The sequence below is a fragment of the Brytella acorum genome, assembly GCF_029309905.1.
GTDB lineage: Bacteria > Pseudomonadota > Alphaproteobacteria > Acetobacterales > Acetobacteraceae > Brytella > Brytella acorum.
Genome location: NZ_JARBJP010000007.1, coordinates 19,232 through 46,161, shown reverse-complemented (window position 1 = coordinate 46,161; position 26,930 = coordinate 19,232). Strand labels below are relative to the sequence as shown.

The 26,930-nt window shown below is 62.1% G+C and carries 24 protein-coding genes; 11 read left to right on the top strand and 13 right to left on the bottom strand.

Going from position 1 to position 26,930, the window contains the following annotated elements; translation table 11 throughout:
• Window positions 1–100 precede the first annotated feature (100 nt).
• The 4 genes from alaS to aroB all read right to left on the bottom strand — a co-directional run bounded on the left by alaS (window position 101) and on the right by aroB (window position 6,677).
• The gene (alaS, locus tag PWM43_RS11610) at window positions 101–2,749 is read right to left on the bottom strand and encodes an alanine--tRNA ligase (RefSeq protein WP_289842681.1); all 2,649 of its coding nucleotides are present in this window, start codon (window positions 2,747–2,749) and stop codon (window positions 101–103) included.
• 80 nt (window positions 2,750–2,829) lie between these two features.
• On the bottom strand, window positions 2,830–3,321 hold the full coding sequence (locus tag PWM43_RS11605; protein ID WP_289842680.1) for a GtrA family protein: 492 nt from the start codon (window positions 3,319–3,321) through the stop codon (window positions 2,830–2,832).
• 204 nt (window positions 3,322–3,525) lie between these two features.
• Window positions 3,526–4,665: an OmpA family protein gene (locus PWM43_RS11600; protein WP_289842679.1), complete on the bottom strand. Its 1,140-nt coding sequence runs from the start codon at window positions 4,663–4,665 to the stop codon at window positions 3,526–3,528.
• Between the two features lie 311 nt (window positions 4,666–4,976).
• Complete coding sequence (gene aroB, locus PWM43_RS11595; RefSeq protein WP_289842678.1) at window positions 4,977–6,677, bottom strand: 3-dehydroquinate synthase; 1,701 nt, start codon at window positions 6,675–6,677, stop codon at window positions 4,977–4,979.
• 121 nt (window positions 6,678–6,798) lie between these two features.
• On the opposite strand from aroB, the gene PWM43_RS11590 reads away from it, so the two are divergent.
• The 3 genes from PWM43_RS11590 to PWM43_RS11580 all read left to right on the top strand — a co-directional run bounded on the left by PWM43_RS11590 (window position 6,799) and on the right by PWM43_RS11580 (window position 9,056).
• Window positions 6,799–7,074, top strand: coding sequence for a hypothetical protein (locus tag PWM43_RS11590; RefSeq protein ID WP_289842677.1), 276 nt, complete (start codon window positions 6,799–6,801; stop codon window positions 7,072–7,074).
• 6 nt (window positions 7,075–7,080) lie between these two features.
• On the top strand, window positions 7,081–8,007 hold the full coding sequence (locus tag PWM43_RS11585) for a tyrosine recombinase (RefSeq protein ID WP_289842676.1): 927 nt from the start codon (window positions 7,081–7,083) through the stop codon (window positions 8,005–8,007).
• A gap of 89 nt (window positions 8,008–8,096) precedes the next feature.
• A complete protein-coding gene (locus PWM43_RS11580; RefSeq protein ID WP_289842675.1) occupies window positions 8,097–9,056 on the top strand; it encodes an acetyl-CoA carboxylase carboxyltransferase subunit alpha in 960 nt (319 codons plus the stop codon).
• 40 nt (window positions 9,057–9,096) lie between these two features.
• Here PWM43_RS11580 and PWM43_RS11575 read toward each other — a convergent pair whose 3' ends face one another.
• A complete protein-coding gene (locus tag PWM43_RS11575) occupies window positions 9,097–9,855 on the bottom strand; it encodes a competence/damage-inducible protein A (protein ID WP_289842674.1) in 759 nt (252 codons plus the stop codon).
• A 137-nt stretch (window positions 9,856–9,992) separates the two neighbouring features.
• On the opposite strand from PWM43_RS11575, the gene PWM43_RS11570 reads away from it, so the two are divergent.
• Window positions 9,993–10,922 (top strand): SMP-30/gluconolactonase/LRE family protein, encoded by a 930-nt coding sequence (locus tag PWM43_RS11570; protein WP_289842673.1) that lies wholly within the window; start codon window positions 9,993–9,995, stop codon window positions 10,920–10,922.
• Window positions 10,923–10,989: 67 nt separating this feature from the next.
• On the opposite strand, the gene PWM43_RS11565 is transcribed toward PWM43_RS11570, so the two are convergent.
• The 4 genes from PWM43_RS11565 to PWM43_RS11550 all read right to left on the bottom strand — a co-directional run bounded on the left by PWM43_RS11565 (window position 10,990) and on the right by PWM43_RS11550 (window position 17,434).
• Complete coding sequence (locus PWM43_RS11565; RefSeq protein WP_289842672.1) at window positions 10,990–13,911, bottom strand: TonB-dependent receptor domain-containing protein; 2,922 nt, start codon at window positions 13,909–13,911, stop codon at window positions 10,990–10,992.
• A 283-nt stretch (window positions 13,912–14,194) separates the two neighbouring features.
• Entirely contained in the window at window positions 14,195–15,187 is a 993-nt protein-coding gene (locus PWM43_RS11560; RefSeq protein ID WP_289842671.1) for a bifunctional GNAT family N-acetyltransferase/(deoxy)nucleoside triphosphate pyrophosphohydrolase, read from the bottom strand.
• The gene (locus PWM43_RS11555) at window positions 15,184–16,296 is read right to left on the bottom strand and encodes an aromatic ring-hydroxylating oxygenase subunit alpha (protein WP_289842670.1); all 1,113 of its coding nucleotides are present in this window, start codon (window positions 16,294–16,296) and stop codon (window positions 15,184–15,186) included. Before PWM43_RS11555 ends, PWM43_RS11560 begins: the two co-directional genes overlap by 4 nt.
• A gap of 265 nt (window positions 16,297–16,561) precedes the next feature.
• Window positions 16,562–17,434 (bottom strand): ATP-binding protein, encoded by an 873-nt coding sequence (locus PWM43_RS11550; RefSeq protein WP_289842669.1) that lies wholly within the window; start codon window positions 17,432–17,434, stop codon window positions 16,562–16,564.
• Here PWM43_RS11550 and yajC point away from each other — a divergent pair.
• Window positions 17,411–17,851 (top strand): preprotein translocase subunit YajC, encoded by a 441-nt coding sequence (yajC, locus tag PWM43_RS11545; RefSeq protein WP_289842668.1) that lies wholly within the window; start codon window positions 17,411–17,413, stop codon window positions 17,849–17,851. The genes PWM43_RS11550 and yajC overlap by 24 nt on opposite strands.
• A 74-nt stretch (window positions 17,852–17,925) precedes the next feature.
• Here the strand turns inward: yajC and PWM43_RS11540 are convergent, their stop codons facing one another.
• From PWM43_RS11540 to PWM43_RS11525, 4 genes are all read right to left on the bottom strand, one after another.
• Complete coding sequence (locus PWM43_RS11540; RefSeq protein ID WP_289842667.1) at window positions 17,926–18,534, bottom strand: superoxide dismutase; 609 nt, start codon at window positions 18,532–18,534, stop codon at window positions 17,926–17,928.
• Window positions 18,535–18,626: 92 nt separating this feature from the next.
• A complete protein-coding gene (locus PWM43_RS11535; RefSeq protein WP_289842666.1) occupies window positions 18,627–19,550 on the bottom strand; it encodes an NAD(P)-dependent oxidoreductase in 924 nt (307 codons plus the stop codon).
• 47 nt (window positions 19,551–19,597) lie between these two features.
• Window positions 19,598–20,191: a uracil-DNA glycosylase family protein gene (locus PWM43_RS11530; RefSeq protein ID WP_289842665.1), complete on the bottom strand. Its 594-nt coding sequence runs from the start codon at window positions 20,189–20,191 to the stop codon at window positions 19,598–19,600.
• Window positions 20,188–20,787, bottom strand: coding sequence for a LabA-like NYN domain-containing protein (locus PWM43_RS11525; RefSeq protein WP_289842664.1), 600 nt, complete (start codon window positions 20,785–20,787; stop codon window positions 20,188–20,190). The genes PWM43_RS11530 and PWM43_RS11525 overlap by 4 nt, the downstream gene beginning before the upstream one ends.
• 252 nt (window positions 20,788–21,039) lie before the next feature.
• On the opposite strand from PWM43_RS11525, the gene rpoZ reads away from it, so the two are divergent.
• The 6 genes from rpoZ to era all read left to right on the top strand — a co-directional run bounded on the left by rpoZ (window position 21,040) and on the right by era (window position 26,891).
• Window positions 21,040–21,429, top strand: coding sequence for a DNA-directed RNA polymerase subunit omega (gene rpoZ, locus PWM43_RS11520; RefSeq protein ID WP_289842663.1), 390 nt, complete (start codon window positions 21,040–21,042; stop codon window positions 21,427–21,429).
• A gap of 190 nt (window positions 21,430–21,619) precedes the next feature.
• Entirely contained in the window at window positions 21,620–23,866 is a 2,247-nt protein-coding gene (locus PWM43_RS11515) for a RelA/SpoT family protein (RefSeq protein WP_289842752.1), read from the top strand.
• A 4-nt stretch (window positions 23,867–23,870) separates the two neighbouring features.
• Complete coding sequence (gene acpS / locus PWM43_RS11510) at window positions 23,871–24,311, top strand: holo-ACP synthase (protein ID WP_289842662.1); 441 nt, start codon at window positions 23,871–23,873, stop codon at window positions 24,309–24,311.
• Window positions 24,312–24,394: 83 nt separating this feature from the next.
• On the top strand, window positions 24,395–25,210 hold the full coding sequence (gene lepB / locus PWM43_RS11505) for a signal peptidase I (protein ID WP_289842661.1): 816 nt from the start codon (window positions 24,395–24,397) through the stop codon (window positions 25,208–25,210).
• On the top strand, window positions 25,207–26,001 hold the full coding sequence (gene rnc, locus PWM43_RS11500) for a ribonuclease III (protein ID WP_289842660.1): 795 nt from the start codon (window positions 25,207–25,209) through the stop codon (window positions 25,999–26,001). The genes lepB and rnc overlap by 4 nt, the downstream gene beginning before the upstream one ends.
• The gene (gene era, locus PWM43_RS11495) at window positions 25,998–26,891 is read left to right on the top strand and encodes a GTPase Era (RefSeq protein ID WP_289842659.1); all 894 of its coding nucleotides are present in this window, start codon (window positions 25,998–26,000) and stop codon (window positions 26,889–26,891) included. The genes rnc and era overlap by 4 nt, the downstream gene beginning before the upstream one ends.
• Window positions 26,892–26,930: the final 39 nt, after the last annotated feature.

Here is a 26,930-nt window from a genome sequence, read left to right as displayed (position 1 = left end):
CATGGGGGCAGCGTTAACGTGCCGTCTTCGCGTGCTCTACGCGACGGATGCCGCAAGGTTCATCGGCATGTCCAGTAAAGGACACGCCTGACACAATTCGTCAACCGGCGATCATGCCGCGCAATGCGGCGAACACGGCATCGGCGTCCGCGTTGGGTCCGCCGGCCTGCGCCATATCCGGGCGACCGCCGCCTCCTTTGCCCCCCATGACGGCGCTGGCTGCGCGAACGAGATCCACTGCGTTGAACCGATCCAGGAGATCGGGCGTGACCGCGATCACGACGCTGCCCTTGCCTTCGGCGTTCGAGACGAGCGCGACGACACCGGAGCCGATCTGTTTGGCAACGGCTTCGGCCATGCTCTTGAGTTCACGTGGCGAAACCTCGCCGAGATCGCGACCCGCGAACGTCACGCCGTTGATGTTCTCGGCTCCTGCCGCGCCCTCGCCAGTTGCGAGGCGACGCTGCAACTCGGAGACCTGCTTTTCCAGCGTGCGGCGCTCCTCCAGCAGAACCGCGAGGCGCGCCGGGGCGTCGGCGACCGTGGTGCGGAGCAGTGCGGCCATATCGGCCAGACGCCGTTCGTCCTCTTTCGCCATGCGCTCGGCGGCGAGGCCCGAGACCGCCTCGATGCGACGCACGCCCGCCGACACGCCGCTTTCGGACACGATGCGGAACGGACCGATCTCGCCCGTGCGTCCGACATGCGTGCCGCCACACAATTCGATCGAATAGGCGCCGCGCTCGTCGTCGCCCGCGCCCATCGACACGACGCGGACCTCATCGCCGTATTTTTCACCGAACAGCGCCATCGCGCCTTCGGCGACCGCCGCCTCCGGCGTCATGATGCGGGTTTCGACGGCCGTGTTCTCACGGATGCGGGTATTGACCTCGGCCTCGACGGCGGCGAGTTCCTCGGGCGTGATCGGGCGCGGCTGGGAAATGTCGAAACGCAGACGGTCCGGGGCGTTGAGGCTGCCTTTCTGCGCGACATGCGTGCCCAGCGCCCGGCGCAGGGCTTCATGCAGCAGATGGGTCGCGGAATGATGCCCGCGCGTCGCCTGACGGCGCATATGGTCAACCTGGGCCGTGACGGCCATGCCGGGGCGGAGCGTGCCTTCGATCACCCGGCCATAATGGACGATCATGTCTCCGTTACGCTTCTGCGTGTCGGTGACTTCGATCATCAGGCCATTGGCGGAGAGTTTGCCGTGATCCCCGACCTGACCACCGCTTTCGGCGTAAAAAGGCGTCTGGTTCAGCAGGATCGCGACGTCCCTGCCGGGACCGACCTCGCTCAGGATCTCGTTGCCATGCGCGACCAGCAGGACTTCGGCGTCGCTCTTTTCGGTCTTGTAGCCAAGGAACTCCGAGGCGCCGAAGCGGTCCCGGGCATCGAACCATACCGTTTCCATGGCCGTGTCGCCCGACCCGACCCATGCCGCGCGTGCGCGCTGGCGCTGCTCGGCCATCGCCGTCTCGAAACCGGCCACATCCACCGTGCGACCCTGTTCGCGCAGCGCGTCCTGCGTCAGGTCCAGCGGGAAGCCGAACGTATCGTAGAGCTTGAAAGCGACGTCGCCCGCCAGGGCTTCGCCCTCACCGAGACGATCGGTCTCATCGTTGAGCAGCGACATGCCGCGTTCGAGAAGTGCGGTAAAACGCTCCTCCTCGCCGCGCATCGTCTCCGCGATCAGCGTCTGATGCTGCACCAGTTCCGGGTAGGCCGCGCCCATCTGCTGGGTCAGCTTGGGCAGCAGACGATAGAAGGTGGGCTCCGTCGCGCCGAGACGCTGAAGATGGCGCATCGCCCGGCGCATGATGCGGCGCAGGACGTAGCCCCGGCCGTCCTTCGAGGGCATGACGCCGTCCGCGATCAGGAAGGCGCTCGAACGGAGATGGTCGGCAACGACGCGATGGCTGGCGCGCAAAGCCCCGTCAGGGTCGGTATTGAGCAGATCGCCGCATCCGAGGACGAGCGCGCGCAACGTGTCGGTGTCATAAACGTCGCGCTTGCCCTGCATGACGGCCGCGAAACGTTCGAGCCCCATGCCCGTATCGATGGACGGGCGGGGAAGAGGCGTGCGCGTGCCCGGCGGATCCTCGAAATACTGCATGAAGACGAGGTTCCAGATCTCGACGAACCGGTCGCCGTCTTCGTCGGGCGAGCCCGGCGGCCCACCCCAGACGTCGGGTCCGTGATCGTAGAAAATTTCGGAACACGGACCGCAAGGTCCGGTGTCGCCCATGCGCCAGAAATTATCCGATGTGGCGATGCGGATGATCTTTTCATCCGGCAGGCCCGCGATCCTGCGCCAAAGCTCCGCCGCTTCTTCATCTTCCGCATAGACGGTTGCGAGCAGTTTTTCTTTCGGGATGCCGAAATCACGGGTCAGCAGGGTCCAGGCGAACTCGATCGCGTCGGCCTTGAAGTAGTCGCCGAACGAGAAATTGCCCATCATTTCGAAGAATGTCAGATGGCGTGCCGTATAGCCGACATTGTCCAGATCGTTGTGCTTGCCGCCTGCCCGGACGACCTTCTGCGCGGTCGTCGCGCGATTGTAGGGGCGTGTTTCCTGGCCGGTGAACACGTTCTTGAACGGGACCATCCCCGCGTTCGTGAACAGGAGCGTCGGATCGTTCTGGGGAACGAGTGAAGCCGAGGGGACGATACGATGGCCGTTGCGCTCGAAATACGTCAGGAACGTAGAGCGGAGTTCGTTGGTCGTGACGGGTGCTGAACTGGTCATGGAGGGAAGGCAGTTCCGGTAGAGGCGGTGAAAGTGTCCTTTCACTAGAACATTGCGCGTCTAAAGGAAATCATCTCGCCTCAGTGCTTTTCAGGTGAAGACGGTTTACCCCGCTGAAGGAAGGCATCGAGCGGCTCGATGGTCATATGGATAAGCTCGGCCGGGGTCTCGGGCGACTTCTCGCGAAAAACAAGACGCCGCGAGAGGCTGAAATTCGCCAGCATCCCCGCCACGGACCCGGCCATCAGAGCAAGGACAGGATATCGGGCGCAGAGCGGGATTGTAAAACAGAGCGTATAGACCGTGCCGCGATTGAGCACGAAGCCCAGACTGTTGGCCGCGAGAAAATGCAGCCATTGCAACATGATATGCTTGTGAGAGCCTGCGCCCTGGAACGTCCACAGGCGGTTCAGGGCCCAGTTGATCGAGGCCGCCAGAAAATAGGCGCAGAAGATGGCCGTCGCGAGACCGACAATCGGGCGCAGCAGATAGACGGTGGCGGTGTCCCAGAACAGTCCGAGCACACCGACGGTTCCGAATCTCAGAAACTGGGACAGGACTTTTCGTTCCACGAGCATTCGACATCACCATGCGGAGGATAAACTGCGTGAGTCCACGCATTCCATGCCATCTGTGAGGATAGAGGCTGGCTGCCTGGGTGCGAAGACGCAAAGAGGCCCTGACACAGTTTTCAATAAAAAAGGCACCCGAAGGTGCCTTTTTCCTGAACCGCCTCCCCGTGAAGGGGAGGCCGCGTTCGAACGTGATCCGCGGGATTAGCGCAGGATGATTTCGACGCGACGGTTCTGCGGCTCGCGGGTGTTCGGACCCGTGGGGACCAGCGGGTGCTGTTCGCCGTAGCCGTGGATGTCGATGGCAGCAGCCGGGACACCGTCACGGATCAGTTCGGCCTTCACGCTGTCAGCGCGACGGACGGACAGGCCCTGGTTGTACTTCTCACCACGCGGGCCGGGATGGGCCGCGGAGTTGTCGGTGTAACCATTGACTTCGATGCGCGTCGTCTGGACGTGGGTCGAAGCCTGGGCGGCCTGAGCAACGATCTCACGAGCGCGGCCCGTCAGGACAGACTTGTCCCAGTCGAAGAACACCAGATAGGTGCGCGCGACCTGCGGAGCGGGCGGCACGACAACCGGCGCCGGCGGCGGCGGCGGGGGAGCCGTGTCGAACGCATAACGCAGACCCAGGATGAACTGGTGGTTGAAGCGTTGATCGAAGTTCACGTGACCCTTGTGCAGGCCGGTCTGGTTCCACGCCGTGGAGTGGTAGGCCCCATCCATGAACGTCTGGCCGATCATGCGGTACTCGGTCGTGACGGCCAGGCCGGGAACGCCCGGAATGTCATAGGCCGCACCGACGATGCCCTGATAGGCGAAGCCGCCGTTCGTGCCGCCGACCCGGTTCACGTTGCCATTGCTGTAGCTCGTGGTGATCGGGTTGTAATGCTGCCAGAGATAGCCCGCGCCGACACCGACGAACGGCGTAACCGGCACGTTGATGCCGAACTGGGCCAGATCGATGTCATAAAGGACATTGACGAGGCCGCCGTAAGACTGGTCGGAACCGTGCGTCGAACCCTGGACAGACGTCGGGCGACGATGGTTGATCTCCGAGTAGTTGTAGAGACCTTCGACCTCAAGCCGCAGACCGTTGCCGAAGCCCCAGCCGAAAGCACCGAAGCCGGTGAAGCCGTCATGGTGACGATAACGCGACTTGGAGCCGGCGTTGTTGGTCGTGCCGTCAGCTTCGCTAAATCCGGAGAAGTGAGCGTGCTGGGACTGCACGAGGTTGTACCCGCCGCCAAGGTCGACGTACGGGCCCGTGATCGTGCTCGCCATGGCGAGTGTCGGGGCAACGGCCATCGACGTCATGGCCAGAAGTGCGGTGCGGAGACGCATTTATTTCGTCCTCATTAATTCATCCATTCGAGCTGCTGCCGGGGACCCCTCCAGGGGCGCCGTGCAACAGACTCAGCGCGATGCATAAGTGCGTATAGAGCGCTCGGTTCCCTTGGAGGAAGCGGGTTGCAGTGCCCCGGGTCCCGATTGCCGGGACCCCGTGGCTAAACTGCAACAGTTCATTCCGTCGGAAAGACGAACGCCTGTTGGCGACACCGGCTTTAGCTGAAAGCCGAAGCCAGTTCTACATCGTTATCGTAGTATCTGGTCGTATTCTCTGGTTTCGCCATGTAAACGAGATGAAATTTCGTTCAGACGGTGCAACCTTCGTCCTGAAGGAACTCGAAGACGGTCGTCATCGGCACGTCGCGCGTCGTAAAACAGTCTCCGATTCTGCGAATCAGGACGAGCGCCAGTTGCCCGTCCCGCATCTTTTTGTCGCGCGCCATGTTCGAGACGAGGGTTCCAGCGCTCAGCGGTTCCCCGAACCAGTCCAGCCCGGCGGGCATACCGTTTTGACGCAGGTGAGCATCGAGACGGGTCAGGGTGTGTTCTTCACAAAAACCGAGTCGTACCGAAAGGGAGGTGGCGAGATGCAACCCGATTGAAACGGCTTCGCCATGGAGCAGGCGGCCGTCATACCCGAACCAGGCTTCGAGGGCGTGAGCGAAGGAGTGCCCGAGATTCAGCAGGGCCCGACCGCCCTGCGCCGCCTGCTCGCGTTCATCGGCTTGTACGACGCGGGCCTTGAAGGCGCAGGCTCTGCGCACGCCCTCCGCCTGGGCGGCCGGATCGCCGGCCAGCACGGCGGCGCCATGGGTTTCACACCAGCCGAAGAGGTCGGGGCCGTCAATGAGTCCCGCTTTTACGATCTCCGCATATCCGGCGACCCGCTCCCGGTGCGGAAGGGTCGACAGGGCCGATGTGTCCGCGAGCACGATCTGGGGCTGATAGAACGCACCGATCAGGTTCTTGCCGCTGGTGGCGTTCACGCCGGTCTTGCCGCCGACGGAACTGTCGACCTGCGAGAGGAGAGTCGTGGGGATCTGAACGAACGGTACGCCGCGCAGGGCCGTCGCGGCGATGAAGCCGGCGAGATCGCCGACAACGCCGCCACCGAATCCGATGATCGTGGTGTGACGTTCGATGCCATGAGCCAGGATGTCGTTGATCAACTCCGCATAGACGGCGAGGGATTTCGATTCCTCACCGCCGCGGATCACGAACGCCCTGGCGGTGATGCCGGTTTCCGCCAGCCCCTGCATCAGGCGGGGCAGGTGCAGCGCGGCTACGCGCTCGTCGGTGATGACGATGGCGCGTTTCTGCGGGATCACGGGTGCGATGTGGGCACCCGCGCGCGCGATCAGATCCGGACCGATCATCACGTCGTAGCGGTGAGACGCGAGATGGACCGGCACGCGCGGCGGGTGCCGATGAGTGGAGAGGGCTTCCAGAACCCGCTTCGAGCTGGTTTCCACGCTGTCGTCGCCGCAATCCACGATGATATCCGCCTCCGCGTAAAAAGGATGTCTTTTGATCTGAAGTTCTTCGAGGATGGCCGTAGGGTCGCCCTGGGCGAGCAGGGGCCGACCCGTGCGCCCGGCGACTCGGCGCACGAGAACGGGCAATGCGCAGCGGAGCCAGATGGAGACGGCATTCCGGCGGATCATCTGACGCGTCCGCGCATCCATATATGCGCCGCCGCCGGTCGCCAGGACGCATGGAGGACCCTGGAGGAGGCGGCTGATCACGCGGCGTTCCCCGTCGCGAAAGGCCGCCTCGCCATGACGGGTGAAAATTTCAGGAATGGTGCAGCTGGCCGCACGTTCGATTTCGTGGTCGGCATCGATGAAGGGAACGCCGAGGCGTTGTGCGACGCGGCGTCCGATCGTGGTCTTTCCGGCACCCATGAGCCCGACCAGGACGATAATGCCGGATGCGGAGAGGTCCCGGACGGCAAAGGGGATCGCCAACCCGGCTTGCGGGTCCAGATTCGGGGGCGCGTCGGTCATGATGTCGTGCGTGTGCAAGGGGGACGTGACATTTCCAAGAGCTTACCATAGAGGGAAGCAAGCCGCCATGCGGTGTTCAGCGGGTGTTTTTGCAATGGCTCGCCAACTCGACGGAGCACAGATGATCTATAGCGTTCCCAGAATTCTCGCGGCTGCGGTGCTGGCGGTCATTCTGGCGGCTGGCGGTGGCCTTCTCTGGCTCGGTAGCCATGTGACGCCACCGGCTCAGACCCTCGTACATAAAGACCTGCCTCCCGATCGCTTCGCGCTCGCCCCACCGGCCCCGGCTCCTCTGGCCGTCCCGACGCCCGTGGCCGCTCCGGTTGCCAGTGTCCCGGCGGCGCCGGTTCCGAGTGCGACAAAGTCCACACCGCCTGCTCCGGCCTCGCCACGCTGACCTCCGTTGAGCGGTTCGTCCGACCGTCATGTCGAGGCGTTTCTGGAAATGCTCGCGGCCGAACGCAACGCCGCGGCGCGTACGAGAGCGGCCTATGAGTCCGATCTTGCGGATTTTGCCGCGCATATGGTCGCACGGCGTCCGGCTGACGGCGGCGAAAGCCTGCTGACGGCCGGTCCGGCAGTCGTTCAGTCCTATATGGCGTCTCTCGGTGCGCTTGGGTTTTCCGCGCGCACGAGCGCGCGACGTCTCTCATGTCTGAGGCAGTTCTATCGTTTTCTCCTGCGGGAAGGTCTGCGCGAGGATGACCCGACCGCGCGTGAGCGGGCGCCGAAGCTTCCCGCCAGTCTTCCGAAGGTGCTGTCGGAAGAGGAAGTGCGTCATCTGATCGAGGCGGGAACGACCGGGCACGATGATCCGCGCCGTGATCTCGTGGCTCATGCCGCGATCGCGCTCCTGTACACGACCGGTCTTCGCATCTCGGAACTGCTTTCTCTCCCCGCGAGCCTGCCTCAGAATCAGGCGCCGATGGTTCTGGTGCGCGGCAAAGGCGGCCGCGAACGGCTGGTGCCCATTTCCGAGGATGCCCGTAACGCGGCGAAGAGGCTCATCGCGCATGACCGGAAGCTGGGCAGTCCCTGGCTTTTCCCCGGTCGCGATCCAGCGCGCGCCCTGACACGGCAGGGATTCGACAAGATCCTCCATCAGTCCGCGCTTCTCGCCGATATCGATCCGGCACGCGTCACGCCCCATGTGCTGCGCCATGCCTTCGCCAGCCATCTGTTGGGGCGCGGCGCGGATCTGCGCGCACTTCAGATGCTGCTGGGTCATGCGGATATCGCGACAACACAGATTTACACGCATGTGCTGACCGAACGGTTGCGCCAACTGGTCGAGGCCCATCATCCTCTGGCCACGCCCGGGGCGGCGTAAGCCGCCAGAGAAGAATCACATGGGCGTGTGACGCCGAATGCGCATCATGGATTGTTGGCAATGGGCGGACCGTGCTATCGGGGCGCCCCATGCGCCAATATCTCGATTTCGAAAAGCCCGTTGCCGAGCTTGAAAACAAGATCGCCGAACTCCGCCAGATGGCGCAGGGCGGCGAAGGCATCAACATCGCCGATGAGATCGCCAAGCTTTCGGACAAGGCTGACAAACAGCTTCGTACGGCTTACGCGAAGCTGACGCCCTCCCAGAAAGTTCAGGTCGCCCGGCATCCCCAGAGGCCGCAGGCCCTGGATTACATCCGTGAGCTGCTGACGGATTATATGCCGCTGTCCGGTGATCGCCTCGGCCATGAGGACAAGGCCATCGTGGGTGGTCTGGCGCGGTTCCGCGGAACGGCCGTTGTGGTCATCGGCACGCAGCGCGGCACGGAAATGGAGTCGCGTCTGGAGCATAATTTCGGCATGCCGCGTCCCGAAGGTTATCGCAAGGCGCAGCGTCTGGTGAAACTGGCCGGACGTTTCGGACTACCCATTCTGACATTCGTCGACACGTCAGGGGCCTGGCCGGGCATCGACGCGGAAGCGCGCGGTCAGTCCGAAGCCATCGCGCGCTCGACCGACACGTTCCTGCGCGCGCCCGTTCCCGTGATTGCGACGATCATCGGCGAGGGTGGCTCGGGCGGCGCGGTCGCGCTCGCGGCCGGGGATCGCGTCCTGATGCTCGAACATTCCATCTACTCGGTGATTTCACCCGAAGGCGCCGCTTCCATCCTGTGGCGCGATCCGAAACAGGCGGGCGCCGCCGCGGAAGCACTGAAGATCACGGCGCAGGATCTCGAGCGTCTGAAACTGATCGACGGGATTATTCCCGAGCCGCTCGGTGGCGCTCAACGCAAACCGCAAACCGCGATCACTTCTGTCGGCGACGCGATTGCGGCCGAGCTTCCGGCGCTCACCGTGCTGGAACCCGCAGCGCTCGTGCGCCAACGGCGTGAAAAGTTTCTCGCGATGGGTCGCGACGCTCAGCACTGAAACCCCAAACACTGAAACCAGGGGCGAGACCGGCGTCACATCATGTGAATGTCGGCTCGCCGGCGACCGGCGTGCATCCGAGGCTTTCGATGAGGGCATGTACTTCGCGGCCCGCGGCTTCGACCCTTGCGGCGTCATAGCCTTTGGTCACCAGCGTGACGCCATATCGTCCGTCCGGACGCTCGAAAGGATAAGACCCGAGGTCCAGCGTCGGGTAGCGCGCCTGAATGGCTTCCAGGCCCTCCGCCAGATTGCCTTCGCTCAGTTGCGTCGAATGCCACGCCACGGAGACGAGAGGTGCACCGCCTTTCAGCGTGGGCGCCAGAGTCTCGAACATGGCCTGCATGACGCGCGGGATGCCAGCCATTACGTGGATATTGGCGATGGAGAATCCGGGCGCGACCGAGACCGCGTTGCGGATCGGCGTGGCGCCGCGCGGCAGCATGGCCATGCGCTGCCGGGCCGCGTTGAACTTTTCCCGGCCCATATGCGCTTCGAGAAGGTCGAAGCTTTCGCGGTGGATCTCCAGCGGAACGCCCACGGCTTCGGCAATGCAGGCCGAGGTGATGTCGTCATGTGTCGGCCCGATGCCGCCCGTCGTCAGGACGTGATCGAAACGCGCGCGGCATTCGATGACGGTGTTGACGATGCGTTCCCGCTTGTCGGGAATGACGCGCACTTCGTCGAGCGCGATTCCGATGGCGCCCAGCCCCTGGGCGATAAAGCGGATATTGGCGTCCTGGGTGCGGCCCGAGAGGATCTCGTTGCCGATGACGAGCAGGCAGGCGGTCACGGTCATGGGAAGTCTCCGTTTCGGCGTTGAGGATAAGGAGGACGGCGGCGCATATCAACAATCCCTCCGCCCCGGAACGCTGACGGTTCAGGCGCGTCCTATGTCCGCCACGGCCTGAGGGCCGCGATTTTGAAGGAGTCATCATGTCCCTGACACAGCTGTCCCCGAGCCCGACCTGCATTCTGGATCTCCGGGCCAATCTCGGCGAAGGCCCCGTGTGGATCGCCGAGGAGCACGCCCTTTATTTCGTCGATATTCCCGGCGCGCGCGTCCATCGCTACATGCCCGCGAGAGATCGCGACGCCGAGCACCAGCACCAGTCATGGGAAGCGCCCACGCGCATCGCATTCCTGTTCCCGACCTCGGACGGCGTGTTCCTGTGCGGCGGCGTCGATGGGTTGTATCGCTTCGATCCGCGTACGGGTCAGTTCGCTCGACTGGTCTCCATCGAACCCGAACATCCAGGTAATCGTCTCAATGACGGCTGTATCGATCCGCGCGGAATGCTCTGGTTCGGAACCATGGATGACGGAGAATCCCACCCTCGGGGTTCGATCTACCGCGTGCGCGGAACTCCGGCCGGTCTGGAGGTGACGCGTCATGACGAAGGCTATGTGGTTTCAAACGGTCCGGCCGTTTCACCGGACGGCCTTACGCTGTATGCCTGCGACTCACCCGGCCAGACGATTTACGCCTTCGACCTCGACGAGAACGGAACGCCGGGAACGCGTCGCGTCTTTGCACGCGTGGAAAACGGCTATCCCGACGGCATCGTCTGCGACAGCGCCAATACGCTCTGGTGCTGCATGTTCGCGGGCGGGCGGATCATCCGTTTCGGGCCGGATGGCACGAAGCTTGAGGAAATCCCCATGCCCTGCACATTCCCGACCAAGCTCGCTTTCGGCGGAGACGACCTTCGCACGGCTTACGTGACCACCGCGTGGCGCGATCTGAGTGAGGCGGAGCGAGCACGCGAGCCGCAGGCGGGCAGTCTTTTCGCCTTTCGCGTGGAAACCCCCGGGCTGGCGCAGCACGTTTTTCAGCTTGGCGACATGTCGAGGCTGGAAGCCTGAGGCTCTACGACCTGTCGCCGTTCGGGGACGGCCAATCCCGCGCCGGAAGGGCGCGGGAGATCGTGCGTCAGAAATTGACGCCCGCGCTCAGGAAGACATATCGCCCGGTCGAAAGCAGACCGCCATACTGGTTGATGTTGGTGCCGTAACCGGAAAGCGGAACGAAGGGCGGCTTCTTGTCGAGCAGGTTGGACACGCCCGCCTGGAGGTCCCACCGTCCGGGATGATAGCCGATCGTGATATCATGCGTGAAAATTCCGGGCACCTTGCAGTAAACGACCTGACCGCAGATCTCGTCATTGGAGCCGTTGTTGTTCAGCATGCCGCCCGTATAGGTCATCATGTAGGTGAACGAAAACTCGCCATGCGTCCAGGTCGCCTGCGCGTAATCCCGCACGCGGGGCTGGCCGCTGCCGCCGTTTTCGAAAAGGCGACCGGCATAATTATAATAAGCGCCACCATCGAGATAATTCTGGAGATAGCTCGTGAGGTACTGAAAATTGTTCGACAGCGAGAACGTATCGAACGGTGTGACCCGCAGTCGGTAATTCAGATCGAAATCGATGCCGCTGGTGATCAGGCTTCCCATATTGTTGTCCAGATTGAACACCTGGGAAATCGCACCCTGACCCGTTCGCGGCGCGACGAAAGAGCAGTATGACGGAGCCATTCCGGTGTAGCACTGATCCACGATGTATTGGACAGGATAGGTCTGGATCATGTTTTTAAGCGTGTAATGCCAGTATTCGACCGACGCCGAGAGGCCGCGTATCCATCGCGGGGTGATGACCGTGCCGATGGTGTACGTCCTTCCCGTTTCGGGCTGGAGTTTGGGGTTTCCGCCGGTGACCGTCGGGATCTGGCCTGAATTGGGATTGACGAAAGTGGCGGGGTTGTTGCCGTATTTATGGCAGTTCGCCTCAACGATCGGTGCGAGGGAGCCGTAGCTTGCGACCTGCGCGCAGGGGTCGTTGCCACCCGGATATCCGAGCGCCTGACCGCCATACATCTCGCTGATATTCGGTGCACGGAAAGACGTGCCGAGCGTGGCGCGGAAGCGTATGTCGCGGATCGGCGCCCAGTTGATGCCCAGCTTCCAGTTCTCCGCGTCGCCGAACGTATTGTAGTTGGAATAACGGCCCTGTCCGTCGATCGTCAGGTCTTTCGCGAGGAGCGTATCCTTCAGCAACTGGAGCTGCGCCTCCATATACACTTCAGTGACGTTGTAGCCGCCGCCGGTATATTGGGAAACGTTGCCGGTCGTATCGCCTGTCGAAACGATTGGATCGGGAACGAAGGCGCCCTGCTCGCTGCGGTGTTCGATGCCGCCGGCAAACTTGACCTCGCCCGCATGACGGTAGGGCAGGGAGACGAGGTGGTTGTTGTTCACGCGAAAATTGAAATCGCGCATCTGGTAATAATCATGATCATGTTCGGTGAAGGTCGCATATTTTGCCGCGGCACCCGTCCATGGCTGAAACGGATTGACCAGCACGCAGCCCGGTTTGCTGGTGCAGGCTGACGGATCGTAATAAACCGAGCTGTAAGGGTCGCTTGGGTCTGACTGTACTGCGCCCAGCTCCTCATTCATGTGACGATAATTGCCCATGTTTTCGGTCGTGTCCGTCTGGATCGACGATCCATAGGTCATGGAAAGATCGTAGTTCCAGTCATCGACGATTTGACCCTGTGCGCCGCCGGATACCTGCCACGTATCGACCCCGTTCGAAAATTCGCGCAGACCCATGTCGTTCGTGCGCTTGTAGATGACGGCATCCTGAGCCGGGAGGCCCGCCTGCGCCAGAACCGCCTGAAGATAGGGATTGCCTTCCGGAATCATGAAAGGAGAAGGCAGGGTGGAGGGGTAGATGGAGCCGCTCACCGGATTGCCCGCCATCTGCTCGTCCGACTGGCGATGGGCGTAGCGCACATTGGCGTAAACCTGGAAGTGCTTGTCGAAGTCGTAGTGCATCTCACCCGACAGGTTCGCCTCCTGAAGGTTGTTGCTCAGTGACTGATCCTGGGCATAGCTGTAATGATCAGCGGTCGTGTAAGGCCTGATAGTGCCATCCGTCGTCGTGATGTAAGAGCCGCCCGAGGTCTGCGGGAAAATATGTGGTTGCACCGTGACGGAACTGCAGCATGTGAAGGCGTGGCCGGGCGCTGGATTGTTGGTCCAGGGATTGTTGACGGCCCATGGACGGTTTTTTTCCAGGATGCCGCTTTGTGTCATGTATTGACCAAAGACAGTAATGTTGCCGCGGTCATGGTCGAAATTGAACCCTTTATATCCGGATATGCGGCCCTGCATGGCGTCTCCGACATCTGAAATGCCGCCACGGACCCGGATACCGGCATCATCGAGGTTATGACGCAGTTTGATGTTGATGACGCCGGAAACCGCATCGGCGCCGTAAAGTTCGGAGCCGCCATCTTTAAGGATTTCCACCGATGCGATCTGGTCCATCGGGATGGTGTTCATGTCGACGCAGCCCGTGGTCGTGGGTGTCTGGCGCTTGCCGTCGATCAGGACGAGTGCTCGATTGGAACCGAGATTTCGGATATCGGGGCAGGATGCTCCGCCACCGCCATTGGGCGAATAGTTCGTCGACCCCGAAGATCCCATGGAAGGCAGTCGCGCGAAGTAGTCGCCAAGTGTCGATGCCGAGGTTTTCGCGATTTCCGCCGATGTGATGACCTGAACCGGATTGGCGTTCTGGTTGTTTGCCGTGCTGACGGCTGATCCCGTGACAATAATGGTTTCCGAAGACGCCGAGCGAAGGGCCGACCGGTTGACGGCCGTGCGGGTCGTCGTTTTTGCGGACGTACTTTTAGCCGAAGATGGCGACTGAACTTTGTTTTTGTCGATACTGCCGGATGAGGTCGTCTCGGCGGATGCGAAGCTCGGAAAAATGACTACGGCGCTCAAAAGAAGTGAACGGCGGAAGACGTGTATATTGGCGCCGGGACGGCTTGTTTTTTTATTCATCAGTTTCTGTCCGTTTCGTTCAAGGCGGGCAAGCGGAAAACGTAACGAATACGAAATATAATCGCCGACGGAAAAATTCAACGTAAAAACGTTGCGAAGTAGTATCTTAAAAGCTCAGGAAACAATACGATACAAAAACGTTTATGATGGTAATAGTATAAGCCTCCAGCTCGCTGAGCTATGAGGTTTTTTATCGATTCCGGAAAGATTATCCGACCTGATTCGAAACGTTCCGCTGAGGGCGGCGCTGGGGCGGACGCAAAAATTCGTCCGTGCGCGCGTTTTACAGAAGTTCGCGCAGGAGCGGAATGATCGGCTTGTCGGGAGCGGGCATCGGATAAGCGTCCAGACGTCCGGCCTCGACCCAGGCCAGTTCCTGACCTTCCCGAGGCATGGGCGTGCCACGCCAGCGGCGGCAGAGGTAGAGCGGCATCAACAGATGAAACCGGCCGCAATCCTGCGAGACAAAGGTAAACGGGGCCGTGCAGGCCGTCGACAGTTCGACGCCCAGCTCCTCGCGGAACTCGCGGACGAGCGCCTGCTCCGGGCTCTCCTCGGGTTCGACCTTTCCTCCCGGAAATTCCCACAACCCTGCCAGTGGTTTGCCTTCGGGGCGCTTGGCCAGCAGGACGCGCTGCTTCTCGTCGATGAGAGCGGCGGCCACGACGAGAAGGGTGCGTCGCGGTGGTGCGCTGGCGGGCGCTTCGTCGTGCGCAACGTCGTGGGTATCGGCCTCAGCATCGGAGGTGGTGAGGGTGTCGCGCGTGCCGACATATTGCGTGACGGGATGTTCTCCGCCACGCGACAGAAAGGACTTGCTGGCCACGCCCGTTTCCGAGAAGCCGAGACGCCGCAGCACCGCCGCCGAGGCGGGATTGTCGAGCGCTACGTCGGCGATGACCCTGTCGATGGGAAGGGTCGTCAGGGCCCAGCGCGCGGCGCGTCCCGCGGCCTGTGTCGCGATTCCCTGCCCCCAGTGATCGCGGCCCAGCCAATAACCGAGACTCGCGCTACGACTGCGGTGATCCGTAACCAGTCCCACGCAGCCGAGCAGGATGTCGTCACGCATGATCGCGAAGTGATAGGCGTCGCCCTGCTGGCTGCGTTTGCGGGTATCGGCGATCCACGCATCCGCCAGTTCGCGCGGGTAGGGGAACGGAAGCTGACTCAGCATCCGCACCACGCTCCAGTCATTGACCTGGCGATGCAGCGCGGAGGCATCTCCCGTTTCAAGAAGGCGAAGCGTCAGTGATCCTGTTCGCAGGGTCGGATTCACGCGTCGGACGCGTCCGCTTGGATGCCGCACCGGCGCAGGAGATCGCGCAATGTGTTGATGACGGGGAAAACCTCCTGGTTCCGGTCTCCGCCCTGCGCATTCCAGGCCTGCTGTTCGAGTTCGACGATTTCACGGTCTTCCGCGAAAATGCGGTTGGTGAAGCCCACGAAGAGCGGCCACGCCAGTTCGAGCGCGCCCTTGAGCTTCGGACGTTTGATGGAGAGCATCCCGAAAACGCGGCAGGTCAGTTGCTCCTCGTCCTGCGGGACATAGACGATGAAGAGATCCATGACCGGCGGCTCGTCGCCCGTTGCGATCGAGAGCGTCTGGTAGGGGTAGGTCGTGCGAATGGTCATCACGTCGCGATGCTGATCCTTCGCGTTCGTGCCCCGACGCTCGCCGAAAACGAGGGCTTCTCCCCAGGGCTGCTTGCCGCCGGTGCGCGCGAAGCTGTAGCGGGCTTCCACGAGCCTGGGCTCGTCCCGACCGCCCAGAAAACGCGGCTTCATCTTGCCCATCTGCTTCGAGTGCATGAACTGATGGTTCATATCCATCAGGTTCTCATGCATGAAGCTGTAATGGCATTTCACGCGCTCGCCGAAGCGGCGCGTCTTGTAGCCGGGATCCGCCGCACGGGACAGGGACGGCAGAGGGACACTTTCGGCCAGATCAGGATCGCCGGGAAAGATGAAAATCAGTCCCTCGACCTCACGGCAGGGATACGTCTTCACGCCGTTCGGCAGCTTGCCTTTGCCGAGATACGGCACGTCGATGCAGCGGCCCGACCGGCCATAAGCCCAGCCGTGATAGCAGCATTTGACGGCCTCGCCTTCGACCTGCCCCTTGCTGAGCGGTACCTGGCGGTGCGCGCATCGGTCTTCCAGCGCGAAAACAGTCCCGTCCATGGGGCGGACGAGCGCGATCGGATGGCCGGCATAGCGCGTCCCAATCGTTTTGCCGCGTTTGAGTTCGCGTGACCATGCCACGGGATACCAGTAGTTCGGGTCGGCCTTGACCGTGCGAAGGTCACGCGGCCGGGCCTCGGTGGAGGCATCCACGTCGCCAGGGCTGTGAGCTGAGGCGATCTCGGGGACAAGACTCTGCGACATGGAGTTCCTTGCTGGGAGGTTCCTGGCGGAAAGGTGGAAAACGTGTTGGCTTCCCCTTTAGCAGCGACAGGACGGCATGGGAAAGTATGGTTCTGGCAGGAACCCTCCAAAAGAATGTTTCATGAAAAGAGACTGTTTCAGTCCCTTAAAAAGAAACGGTTTTCCATGGAAATTGAAACGATTCCGGAATGCGGCCGGTCGCGGTCTGAAGCGGAGTAATCGAGCGCCGCTTCTTTGACCGTACGGTTGTTTCGTGAGGTTTTCGTCAGGGCGTTTTGTGCGCGCCGGACGATGCCTGATCGAGTTCGGCGGAAAGCCCGTCGATGAATTGCGCGGCGACGCGCCCGGACCGGCTGCCGCGCTCCATGGCCCATTGCAGGGCACGACGGCGCAGAGTCTCCTCGCTGATCGGCAGATCGCGGGCCTTGGCATAGGCTTCGACCATGGACAGATACATGTCCTGATTGGCGCCGTGAATCCCGATCCACAGGCCGAATCGGTCGGAAAGGGAGACTTTTTCCTCAACCGCCTCATGAGGATTGATGGCGTTTCCGGTCTCGTTTTCCGAGGCGTCCCGGGGCATCAGGTGCCGACGGTTGGATGTGGCGTAAAAAATGACGTTCTCCGGCCGACCCATGATGCCGCCATCCAGGACCGATTTCAGGGATTTGTAGTCCGCGTCCTGACTTTCGAAGGACAGATCGTCGCAGAAGACGATGCAGCGACGTTTCTGGCTGCGCAGAAGCGTCAGGAGTCGCGGCAGGGTGGAAAGATCGTCACGCGGGATCTCGATCAGAACCAGCGCTCCAGGGCTCTCAGCGTTGACATGCGCGTGCGCGGCTTTGACGAGGGAGGACTTGCCCATGCCGCGAGCGCCCCACAGCATGACGTTGTTGGCCGGCAGGCCCCTGGCGAAGTGGCGCGTGTTTTCAAGCACGAGGCGGGACTGACGTTCGACTCCGCGAAGCAGGGCGAGTTCGACTCCGGCGACATGGGACACGGGACTCAGGGTGCCGGTCTGTCCCTGCCAGACGAAGGCATCGCAGCTTTCGAGTGTCCGGGCGTCGGGAAGAGGCGGGGCAATGCGCTCAAGCGCCGAGGCGATGCGGGAGAGATGTTCGAGCAGCGGCGCTTCCAATTGAAATCTCCGGAAATCTTGACGCGACGGGTGCAGAAACTATGGTCCGCACCAGTGTCCGGCAAGTTCATGCCGAGGCAGCATTCTTACCATGAAACGGAATCCGTCACCATGAATAGCGGGATTGTCTCCTTCCTGCCGATGATCGCTGTGTTCATCGTCTTTTACTTCATGCTCATCCGCCCTCAGCAGACGAAGCAGAAGGAACTGAAGGCCCAGCTCAACAGCCTGCGCCGCGGCGATCGGATTCAGACCGCCGGCGGTATCATCGGAACGGTTCAACTGGCCAAGGAAGGCACCCCGGAAATCGATGTCGAGATCGCGCCTGGTGTAAAGGTGCAGGTCGTGCGTTCGACGATCGCGACAATCCTGTCTTCCACGACCAGGCCCGCCAACGACCTGCCGAAAGGCAAATAAAAAAGGCCACCCTTCACGGGTGGCCTCTTTGGCGGGGGAGCCGGATTGTGGCGTCCGGCTCCTTTGTCGTGTGATCAGGCTTTGAGGAGTTCCGCTTCGGCGAACTCGTAATTGGCAAGCTTGTCGAGATAGTTCGTCACGTAATCCGGACGGCGATTACGGAAGTCGAGGTAATAGGCGTGTTCCCACACGTCGAGGCCGAGCAGGGCTTTGCCCTGGCCTTCGGCCAGCGGATTGGAACCGTTCGGCGTTTTCGTCACCGCCAGCTTGCCCGACGGGTCGAGGACCAGCCATGCCCAGCCCGAGCCGAACTGCGTCGTTGCGGCCTGCTTGAAGGTCGTCTTGAACGCGTCAAGCCCGCCGAGATCTTCATCAATCTTCGCGGCCAGCTTGCCGGGAATCTTGCCACCTTTGGGCGAGAGATTCTTCCAGAACAGGATATGATTCCAGTGCTGGCCCGCATTGTTGAAGACGGGCGCCTGCGCCGGATTGCCCTTGACCAGCAGAATGATCTCTTCAAGCGTCTTGCCCTGAAGCTCGGGCTTGGTTTCAACGAAGCCGTTCAGCGCTGTCACGTAAGCCTGGTGATGCTTGCCGTGATGCAGTTCCAGCGTCTCCTGGCACATGCCTTCGGCGGCCAGAGCGTTGGTGTCATAGGGAAGGGGGGGCAGTGTAAAGGCCATGATTGCCTCTCCGTTCTTGGTTGCGTGAGTCGCGGGTCCCGACTCTAGCCGAGCTGTGCATGGGTTGCACACCCGTCAACGCCCGGGACCGATCACGTTTCCTTTGTTGTCTCTCTCGTCTGGACGACGCTGTGTTCGAGCGCGCCGAACAGGGCGCTGTAGTCCTCATCCGCATGGCGGCGGTTCGAGAGCGCCAGCGCCTGGGCGGCGACCGCCATGCCGGGCATGAAGGCACCGACCGTCGTGCCCGCATTGGTGAGCAGGTTCATATCCTTCGACATCAGCCGAGTCGGGAATTGTGGTGAAAAATCGTGGTTCTGCGCGGCATTCAGCTTGCGCTTGTGATGCGGCGAAATCACCGCCACCTGCTGAAGCGTGTCGTAGAGCACGTCCCGGTCGAGCCCCGCGCAGAGACCATAGGAGACGCCCTCGGCGATGATGTCGAGCGTGGCGCCCATGATCCCGTTGATGACGAGCTTGATCCGCGTCCCGGCGCCCACGGGCCCCGCATGCACGATCGACTTGCTGAAACACGCCAGAACGGGACGGGCCCGTTGGAGATCTTCGACGCTTCCGCCCACCAGCATGACCAGCTCGCCTTTTTCCGCCTCGGGCGTGCTGCCGGACATGGGGGCGTCGAGAACCGTGATGCCGTGTCTGGCACCGGCTGCAACGAGCGTTTGGGTCGCTTCAGGTGAGACGGTGCTGGTGTTGATGAGCAGTCCGCCGGACCGCAGGCCGCTCAGGACGCCCTCATCGCCGTAACTCGACGAGGCGAGCGCCTCGTCATTCGGCACGCAGATGATGACGATCTCCGCAGCTTCGCCCACCGCTCTCGGGGTCGGCAGAAGTGTCGCCGCCGTGTCGGACGTGCGGCCGGACGGCACATAAGCGACGATGCGATGACCTTTTGCGCGCAGATGGGCGCCCATCCGCCGGGCCATCGCGCCGTAGCCGATGAAGCCGACAGCAGAAGTGTCCACAGGGGAAGTTTCTGAAGTGTGGGTCGTGTTCATAAGGCCTCCTGACGATCACGTGTCCTCAGGCACGCGTCCCAGGGAGATTACACGTATTCGTCGGCATGCGGTTCCGTGCCGGATTCGGGGCGTTCGAGGTTGCCCGTATCCAGATGTCGACGGATATCGTGCAGGAGGGTGCGCAGGGCGGGCAGCGTTTCGCGCCGCAGCGGGTGCCAGATATCGGCCAGAAGAAGTCCGTCCGGCAGGATGCTCAGCGTGTCCCGGCGGAAGGGAATCCGGTGTCGCGGCATGCCGCACGCTTCCAGCAGCGCGACATGCGCGGTGATCCCCATCGCGATGGCGACGCGCAGCCGGGGTAATGTACGAAGCCGGGCCTTCAGCTTCTCGTGGCCCAGCCGCGTCGGGCCCACGGAGGGGAGTATGGCGCTGTCATCCGTGGCGCTGGTGAGGGTGAAAATTTCCGATGGTGTGCCGGGGGCTTCGGCCGTGCGCGGAAAATCGTTTATATCCAGAAGATCTTCCAGCGCCTTGCGGCGGGACGACGGCAGGCTGCCGCCGATGACGAAAAGCGCCTCGACGCCCGAATAGGGCGTCCTGACGTGAGCGAGATCGAGCGGAATGGCGGGGGTGGCCCGCTTCCGGTGCGCGGGCGCGCCATCGGAGTAAGGAAAGGTCAACGCGTACTCGCTTCTTCGCTGCTGATATCGGCAGGATGCCGCACCGGCGGCGCTTTCACTTTGTTTTCAGGGGTGTGACGTCGGAAATGATGGGCCATATCGGCAAGGTCGAGAAAACGATCCGCCTGTCTGCGCAGTTCATCCGCGATCAGTGGCGGAGAAACGCGCAGCGAGGACACGACCGTCACCTGCACGCCGCGACGCTGCGCGGCTTCCACGGCGCGACGCAGATCGGCATCGCCGCTGAAGATCACGGCGTGGTCCATCCTGTCAGCCTGATCGAGCAGGTCCACGGCAAGTTCGACATCCATGTTGCCCTTTATACGGCGTCGTCCTGAAGAATCCGTAAACTCGCGGGCCGCCTTGGTCACGAGGGCATAGCCGTTATAGGCCAGCCAGTCCGTCAGGGGCTTGAGCGGAGAATACTCTTCCGTTTCCGGGAGTGCTGCGTAATAGTAGGCGCGGACAAGATTGCAGCGACTTTCAAAGTAAGTGAGAAGTTTTTTGTAATCGACATCAAAACCTAGATTGCGAGATGAATAATAAAGATTGGTGCCATCGATAAAAAGAAAGGTACGCTCTGAACTGTTCGACATAAAAATCTCTTTAGTTAATGAATGTGCGAGTGGTGAATTGAAAGATGAAAGCCAAGCGCACATTGTGCGAGTGGGTTGAGGTCATGGCGCTCCCGGCACCCGACGGGATAGTATACGCTTGAAGGAGCCGAACTTCCAAAACAGCGTGAATGGCGGCCAGGCCCGTCACGAATCCGGTTTGCGACAGTCTGTGCGCCATGCTATTTACCGTCTTTAGCCTGTTTTCAAGTTTTACCATGTGAGGTGGCCGCTATGGCGCGCGTAACCGTCGAAGACTGTATCGAGAAAGTTCCCAACCGCTTCGAGCTCGTCCTGCTCGCGGCGCAGCGCGCGCGCTCCCTTTCGCGTGGCGAGGAGCTGACGATCGATCGGGACAACGACAAGAATCCGGTCGTTGCCCTGCGCGAGATCGCGGACGAGACAGTCCCTCTGGCGGGGCTGCGCGACGGGATCGTCCGCTCGCTGGCCCGCGCTCCGGAGCCGGAACCGGTTGACGAAGAGGTGATGGATCTGATTCCGACTGATCAGAACATCTTCGGACTTCAGGAGGTTTCGGCCGAGGAAGAGCATGCGCACATGGCCGAGAACATGTCGCAAGAAGAGATCGAGGCGATGGCCAATGAAGGACGGGGCCGCCGCTGATCCAGTCCTGCGGCGCCGGTCATGAAGTGAAATCGGCGCCCCTGCGCATTCAGGGATATGTGCATTCAGGGGTATCTGACGTTCGGGGAGGGCGCGCGCCATGTCTGACACACTCTCCGAAAAGGCTCCGGCCGAAAAAGCTCCGACCGAACAGGCTTTGACCGATGGCGAGCGCGGGCATAACGCCCCCATGCCGGAGCGGCACGCCGGACGGCCCGAGGACAAGGGCGGTTCGATCGAAGGACTGCTGAGGCGTGTCGAAAGCTACGCGTCGGCGGCGGATCTGGACCTCATTCGCCGCGCCTATGTCGTGGCCGAGGAGGCCCATCGCGAACAGAAGCGCGATAACGGCGATCCCTATATCATTCACCCTATTGCGGTGGCGAATATCCTCGCGGGCTTCCGCATGGACGCGGCGTCGATCGCCGTGGGACTGCTGCACGATACCGTCGAGGACACCGGTGTCACCCATGCCACGCTGAAAGACCAGTTCGGCGAGGATATCGCCAATCTGGTCGATGGCGTCACCAAGCTGACGCGTCTGGAACTCCAGTCCAGCCGCACGAAACAGGCCGAGAATTTTCGCAAGCTCGTCCTGGCGATGTCACGCGACATCCGTGTTCTGATCGTCAAGCTGGCCGACCGGCTGCACAACATGCGCACGCTCCATTATGTGGAGCGCATCGACCGTCGGCAGCGTATCGCCCGCGAGACCATGGATATCTATGCGCCGCTTGCCGAGCGCATCGGCATGGATCGCGTGAAAACGGAATTGCAGAACCTGTCCTTCTCCCAACTGGAGCCGGAAGCCGATGCGACGATCCGGGCGCGGCTGAACTTTCTGCGTGGCCACGGCGCGGGCGTGATCGAGCAGATCCGGACCGAGCTTTCCGGACTGTGCAGGGAAGCGGGAATCGAGGCGATCGAAGTGACGGGACGCGAAAAATCGCCCTATTCGATCTGGACCAAGATGCAGATGCGCAACGTGGCTTTCGAGCAGTTGTCGGACATCATGGCGTTTCGCGTCCTCGTGCCTTCTCGCGACGCCTGCTATATGGCTCTCGGTGCCGTGCATGGCGCCTATCCGATGATCGTCGGGCGCTTCAAGGACTACATCTCCACGCCGAAGGCCAATGGGTATCAGAGTCTTCATACAGGCGTGACCCTGCGTCATCCGCGTAACCAGAAGATCGAGGTGCAGATCCGCACGTCGGAAATGCACGATCTCGCCGAGAACGGCGTCGCGTCTCATTGGGCCTATAAAGAGACGCCGGGCACCATTCCCGCGGATAGCGAAGTCGTCGCGCTGGGGCTGCACAAGCTGCGCTGGGTGCAGGACCTGCTGGAAATCCTTGAGGATTCAGGCGCTCCCGACGAATTTCTCGAAAACACCAAGCTCGAACTGTATCAGGATCAGGTCTTCTGTTTCACGCCGAAAGGGCAGCTGATTTCCCTGCCGCGCGGCGCGACGCCGGTGGATTTCGCCTATGCGGTCCATTCCCAGGTCGGCGATGCCTGCGTCGGTGCGAAGATCAACGGACGGCTGATGCCGCTGCGGCACGAGTTGCAGAACGGCGACCAGGTCGAGATCATGACCGCACGCGGCGGCACGCCCTCGCCGTCGTGGGAGCGGTTCGTCGTCACCGGAAAGGCGCGCGCGCGCATCCGGCGTTATGTCGCGCTCCAGCAGCGCCAGACCAGCATCGACAACGGACGCGCGGCGCTCGCCAAGGCTTTTCGTCAGGAAGGCGTGGATGGCAGCGAGAAGGTTCTGGAATCGATTCTCAAGGAGTTGCGCCAGCCGAGCGTCGAGGATGTATATGTCGCGGTCGGCAACAGTCAGATCGGGCCGCGCGACGTCGTCAACACGGCCTATCCGGAACTGCGCGCCGCGCCGCGCGCGCCGCGCATGGTCCCCGGTCTTGCGCCACGAATCGGTACGCCCTCCATGTCGCAGCGCTATGGCGGCGGGGCGGGGGCCGTTCTCAAGGGGATCGGACCCGGGATCTCCGTGCATTTCGCCGGATGCTGCCATCCGCTTCCGGGAGATGCGATTGTCGGCATCATCGCGCAGGGCAAGGGCGTGACGGTCCATATGCGGGACTGCCACAATCTGAGCAGTTTCGCGGGCACGCCGGAGCGGTTTCTGGAGATCGACTGGGACTATGAGGAACTGGCCCAGAACAGCGCCGGAGCGCCGCATATCGGGCGCGTCAGTGTCGTGGCCACCAACGAGCCGGTGGTGCTGGCCACGCTGACCAATACCGCGTCGAAGCATCATGGCAGCGTTCTGAACCTCAAGATCGTCAATCGCCAGCTCGATTTCATGGAAATTCTCGTGGATCTGGAAGTGCGCGACCTGCGCCATCTGGCGACCCTGATTGCCGCTCTCCGGGCGGCGCAGGGCGTGATGCAGGTCGAGCGCGCCAAAGGCTGAGACGATGATCGTCGGGATCGGAACGGATCTGTGCGACATGCGGCGTGTCGAGCGTCTCATATCCCGTTTCGGGACGCGCTTTCTCGAACGCGCTTTCTCTCCCGAGGAGCGCGCCTATGCCGACCGGCGTTCCGGGGAGGCGCGCATCGGAATCTACGCCAAGCGCTGGGCGGCCAAGGAGGCCTGTGTCAAGGCGCTCGGCACGGGTTTTGCCAACGGCGTTCATCTGGCCGACATCCATGTGACGCGTCGTCCAGGTGGTGCGCCGGGCCTTGCGTTGCGGGGCCAGGCTCTGGACGTGCTTCTGGCGAAAATTCCCCCGCGCATGATACCCGACATTCATCTCAGTCTGACGGACGAGCCCCCCACCGCCATGGCGGTCGTGCTGATCCAGGCGTTGCCCGAATCCGTCGGCGCGGCTGATCCCATCCACATCCGCCCGTGAGCCGCCCGTGAGCTGCACGTGACCCGGCCGCCCGCTGCGATGGACCATCGCCAGTTTTCCCACCATGCGCTATGAGCGATTTCATGACAGACCAGCGAACCACCGATCCGGCCAATTCTCCGGACCTTGCCACAACGACGGACAGGCGCGAGACGCCCGGCGATCTCATACGCTTCGTGCTCGTGTGGCTGACGATCATCATCGTCGTGCGGTCGTTCATCGTCGAGCCGTTCAACATCCCGTCAGGTTCCATGATCCCGACCTTGCAGGTCGGCGATTACGTCGCGGTCACGAAATATAATTACGGCTTCTCCCGCTTCTCGCTGCCCTTCGGTGTGAACATCATTCCCGGTCGGATCTTCGCCAGCGAACCGCATCGTGGCGACGTGGCGGTGTTCCGTTTCACCAAGAACACGTCCATCGACTACATCAAGCGGATCGTCGGGCTGCCGGGGGATCATATCCAGGTCCGCGGCGGCGAACTTTACCTGAACGGTACGCTGGTGCCGCGTCATTCCATGGGTCCTTACGCGGCCTATGACGAGAATCGCACCCGTCTTGCCGGGACCCGTTATGACGAGGATCTGCCCGGCAGCGGCGGACGTGGCGTCGTGCATCACGAAATTCTCAAGCTGACCGAAGACGGCGAGCAGAACGACACGCCCGAATATGTGGTGCCGGCGGGTATGTTCTTCGCTATGGGCGACGACCGTGACGACAGCGCGGACAGCCGCTTTCAGGGCGATGAGCCTGAGGACCTCGGCTACGTGCCGATGCAGAATCTGGTCGGCAAGGCGCAGTTCGTCTTCCTCTCCATCGACCAGAGCCACCCGTTCTGGCAGGTCTGGGAGTGGCCGCTGGAGATCCGCTGGTCGCGGCTGTTCAAGGCTGTCCAGTGACCCGAAACGCCCTTTCGCATCCTGCGGAGGTTCTGCAGGAGACGCTGGGTCATCGCTTCCGCCGGCCCGAACTGCTTCTGCAGGCTCTCACACATCGTTCCGCCGTCGCGGCGCGCGGTCGGCAGGTGCGGCGCCATGCGCCGCCGCGCGATTCAGGTTCGAACGAGCGGCTTGAGTTCATCGGCGATCGCGTTCTCGGACTTATCATGGCGGAGTGGCTTCTGGAGCGCTTTCCGCACGAACCTGAAGGTGGTCTCGGTCCTCGTCATGCCTCGCTTGTTTCCCGGAACGCTCTTGCGGGCGTGGCCGAGAAGATCGGGATGCCCGAAGCGCTGACGATCGCGGTTCATGAAGAGCAGGCCGGCATAAGGCAACTGGCCAATGTGCTGGCGGATGCGCTGGAAGCGGTTCTCGGGGCGATCTATCTCGATGCCGGGCTGGCTCCGGCGCGCGATTTCGTGCGGCGTTACTGGACGGATCTGATGACAGGTCAGGTGGACCCGCCCAAGGATCCGAAGACGGCCTTGCAGGAGTGGGTGCTTGGCCGTGGCGCGGTGCTGCCGGTTTATGAAACCCGATCCATGGAAGGGCCGTCTCACGCGCCGCGCTTCACGGTTTCGGTGTCGGCGATGGGGGCGGAGGCTCAGGGCTCCGCAGGAAACAAACGACAGGCGGAGAGTTTGGCGGCGGCCCATCTGCTGGAGACGCTCGGGCGCGGGCCTGGCGCCCGGAAGGGCGGCGCGGCGGTTCGAAGCGCCGTTCATGTCGACGCAGGAAAGGAAAATTCATGACCACCCGTTGCGGATTCGCAGCTCTGGTCGGTGCGCCGAATGCCGGTAAATCGACGCTCATCAACCGCCTGACGGGCACGAAGCTCTCGATCGTCAGTCCCAAGGCCCAGACCACGCGGTTCCGTGTGATCGGCGTGCTGATGCACGATCAGTCGCAGGTCCTGCTGGTCGATACGCCCGGCATTTTCAAGCCGCGTCGCAAGCTCGACCGCGCGATGGTGGCCGCCGCATGGACGGGAAGTCAGGATGCCGACATCACGCTGCTGCTCATCGATGCGAAAGTCGGGCTGCGCGACGAGGTTCGCGCGGTCGTCGAAGCCCTGGCGAAGCAGCAGCGCCGCGTCTGGCTGGTCCTGAACAAGACGGACCTCGTGACGCCGGGACAGTTGCTGCCCCTGACGCAGGAACTGTCGGCGCTGGTCCCGGTCGAGCATGTTTTCATGCTCAGCGCGCGAACGGGCGATGGAGTCGAGGCGATGGTGCAGCATCTGGCCGATGCCATGCCGGAGGGGCCCTTTCTCTATCCTGAGGATGACCTGACGGATCTGCCCGATCGCCTGCTGGCCGCGGAACTGGTGCGCGAACAGATCTTCATGCAGACGCATGAGGAAATTCCCTATCAGGCGACCGTCGAAACGGAGAGCTTCAAGGAACGTGAAGACGGCTCGGTACGGATCGAGGCGACGATCTACGTTTCGCGACCCGGCCACAAGGCGATCCTGATCGGCGAAAAAGGACAGCGTATCCGTTCCATCGGCGAAAAGGCGCGTCATGAACTCGTGCGTCTGCTTGAGCGTCCGTGCCATCTTTTTATCAATGTAAAAGAGCGGGCCGGATGGGATGAGGAGCGCGCCCGTCTCCGGGCGATCGGTCTCGACGACAGCGTCTGAGCGGCCCTCGGACAGTCGTTCTCCGTGAGGTGGATGCAT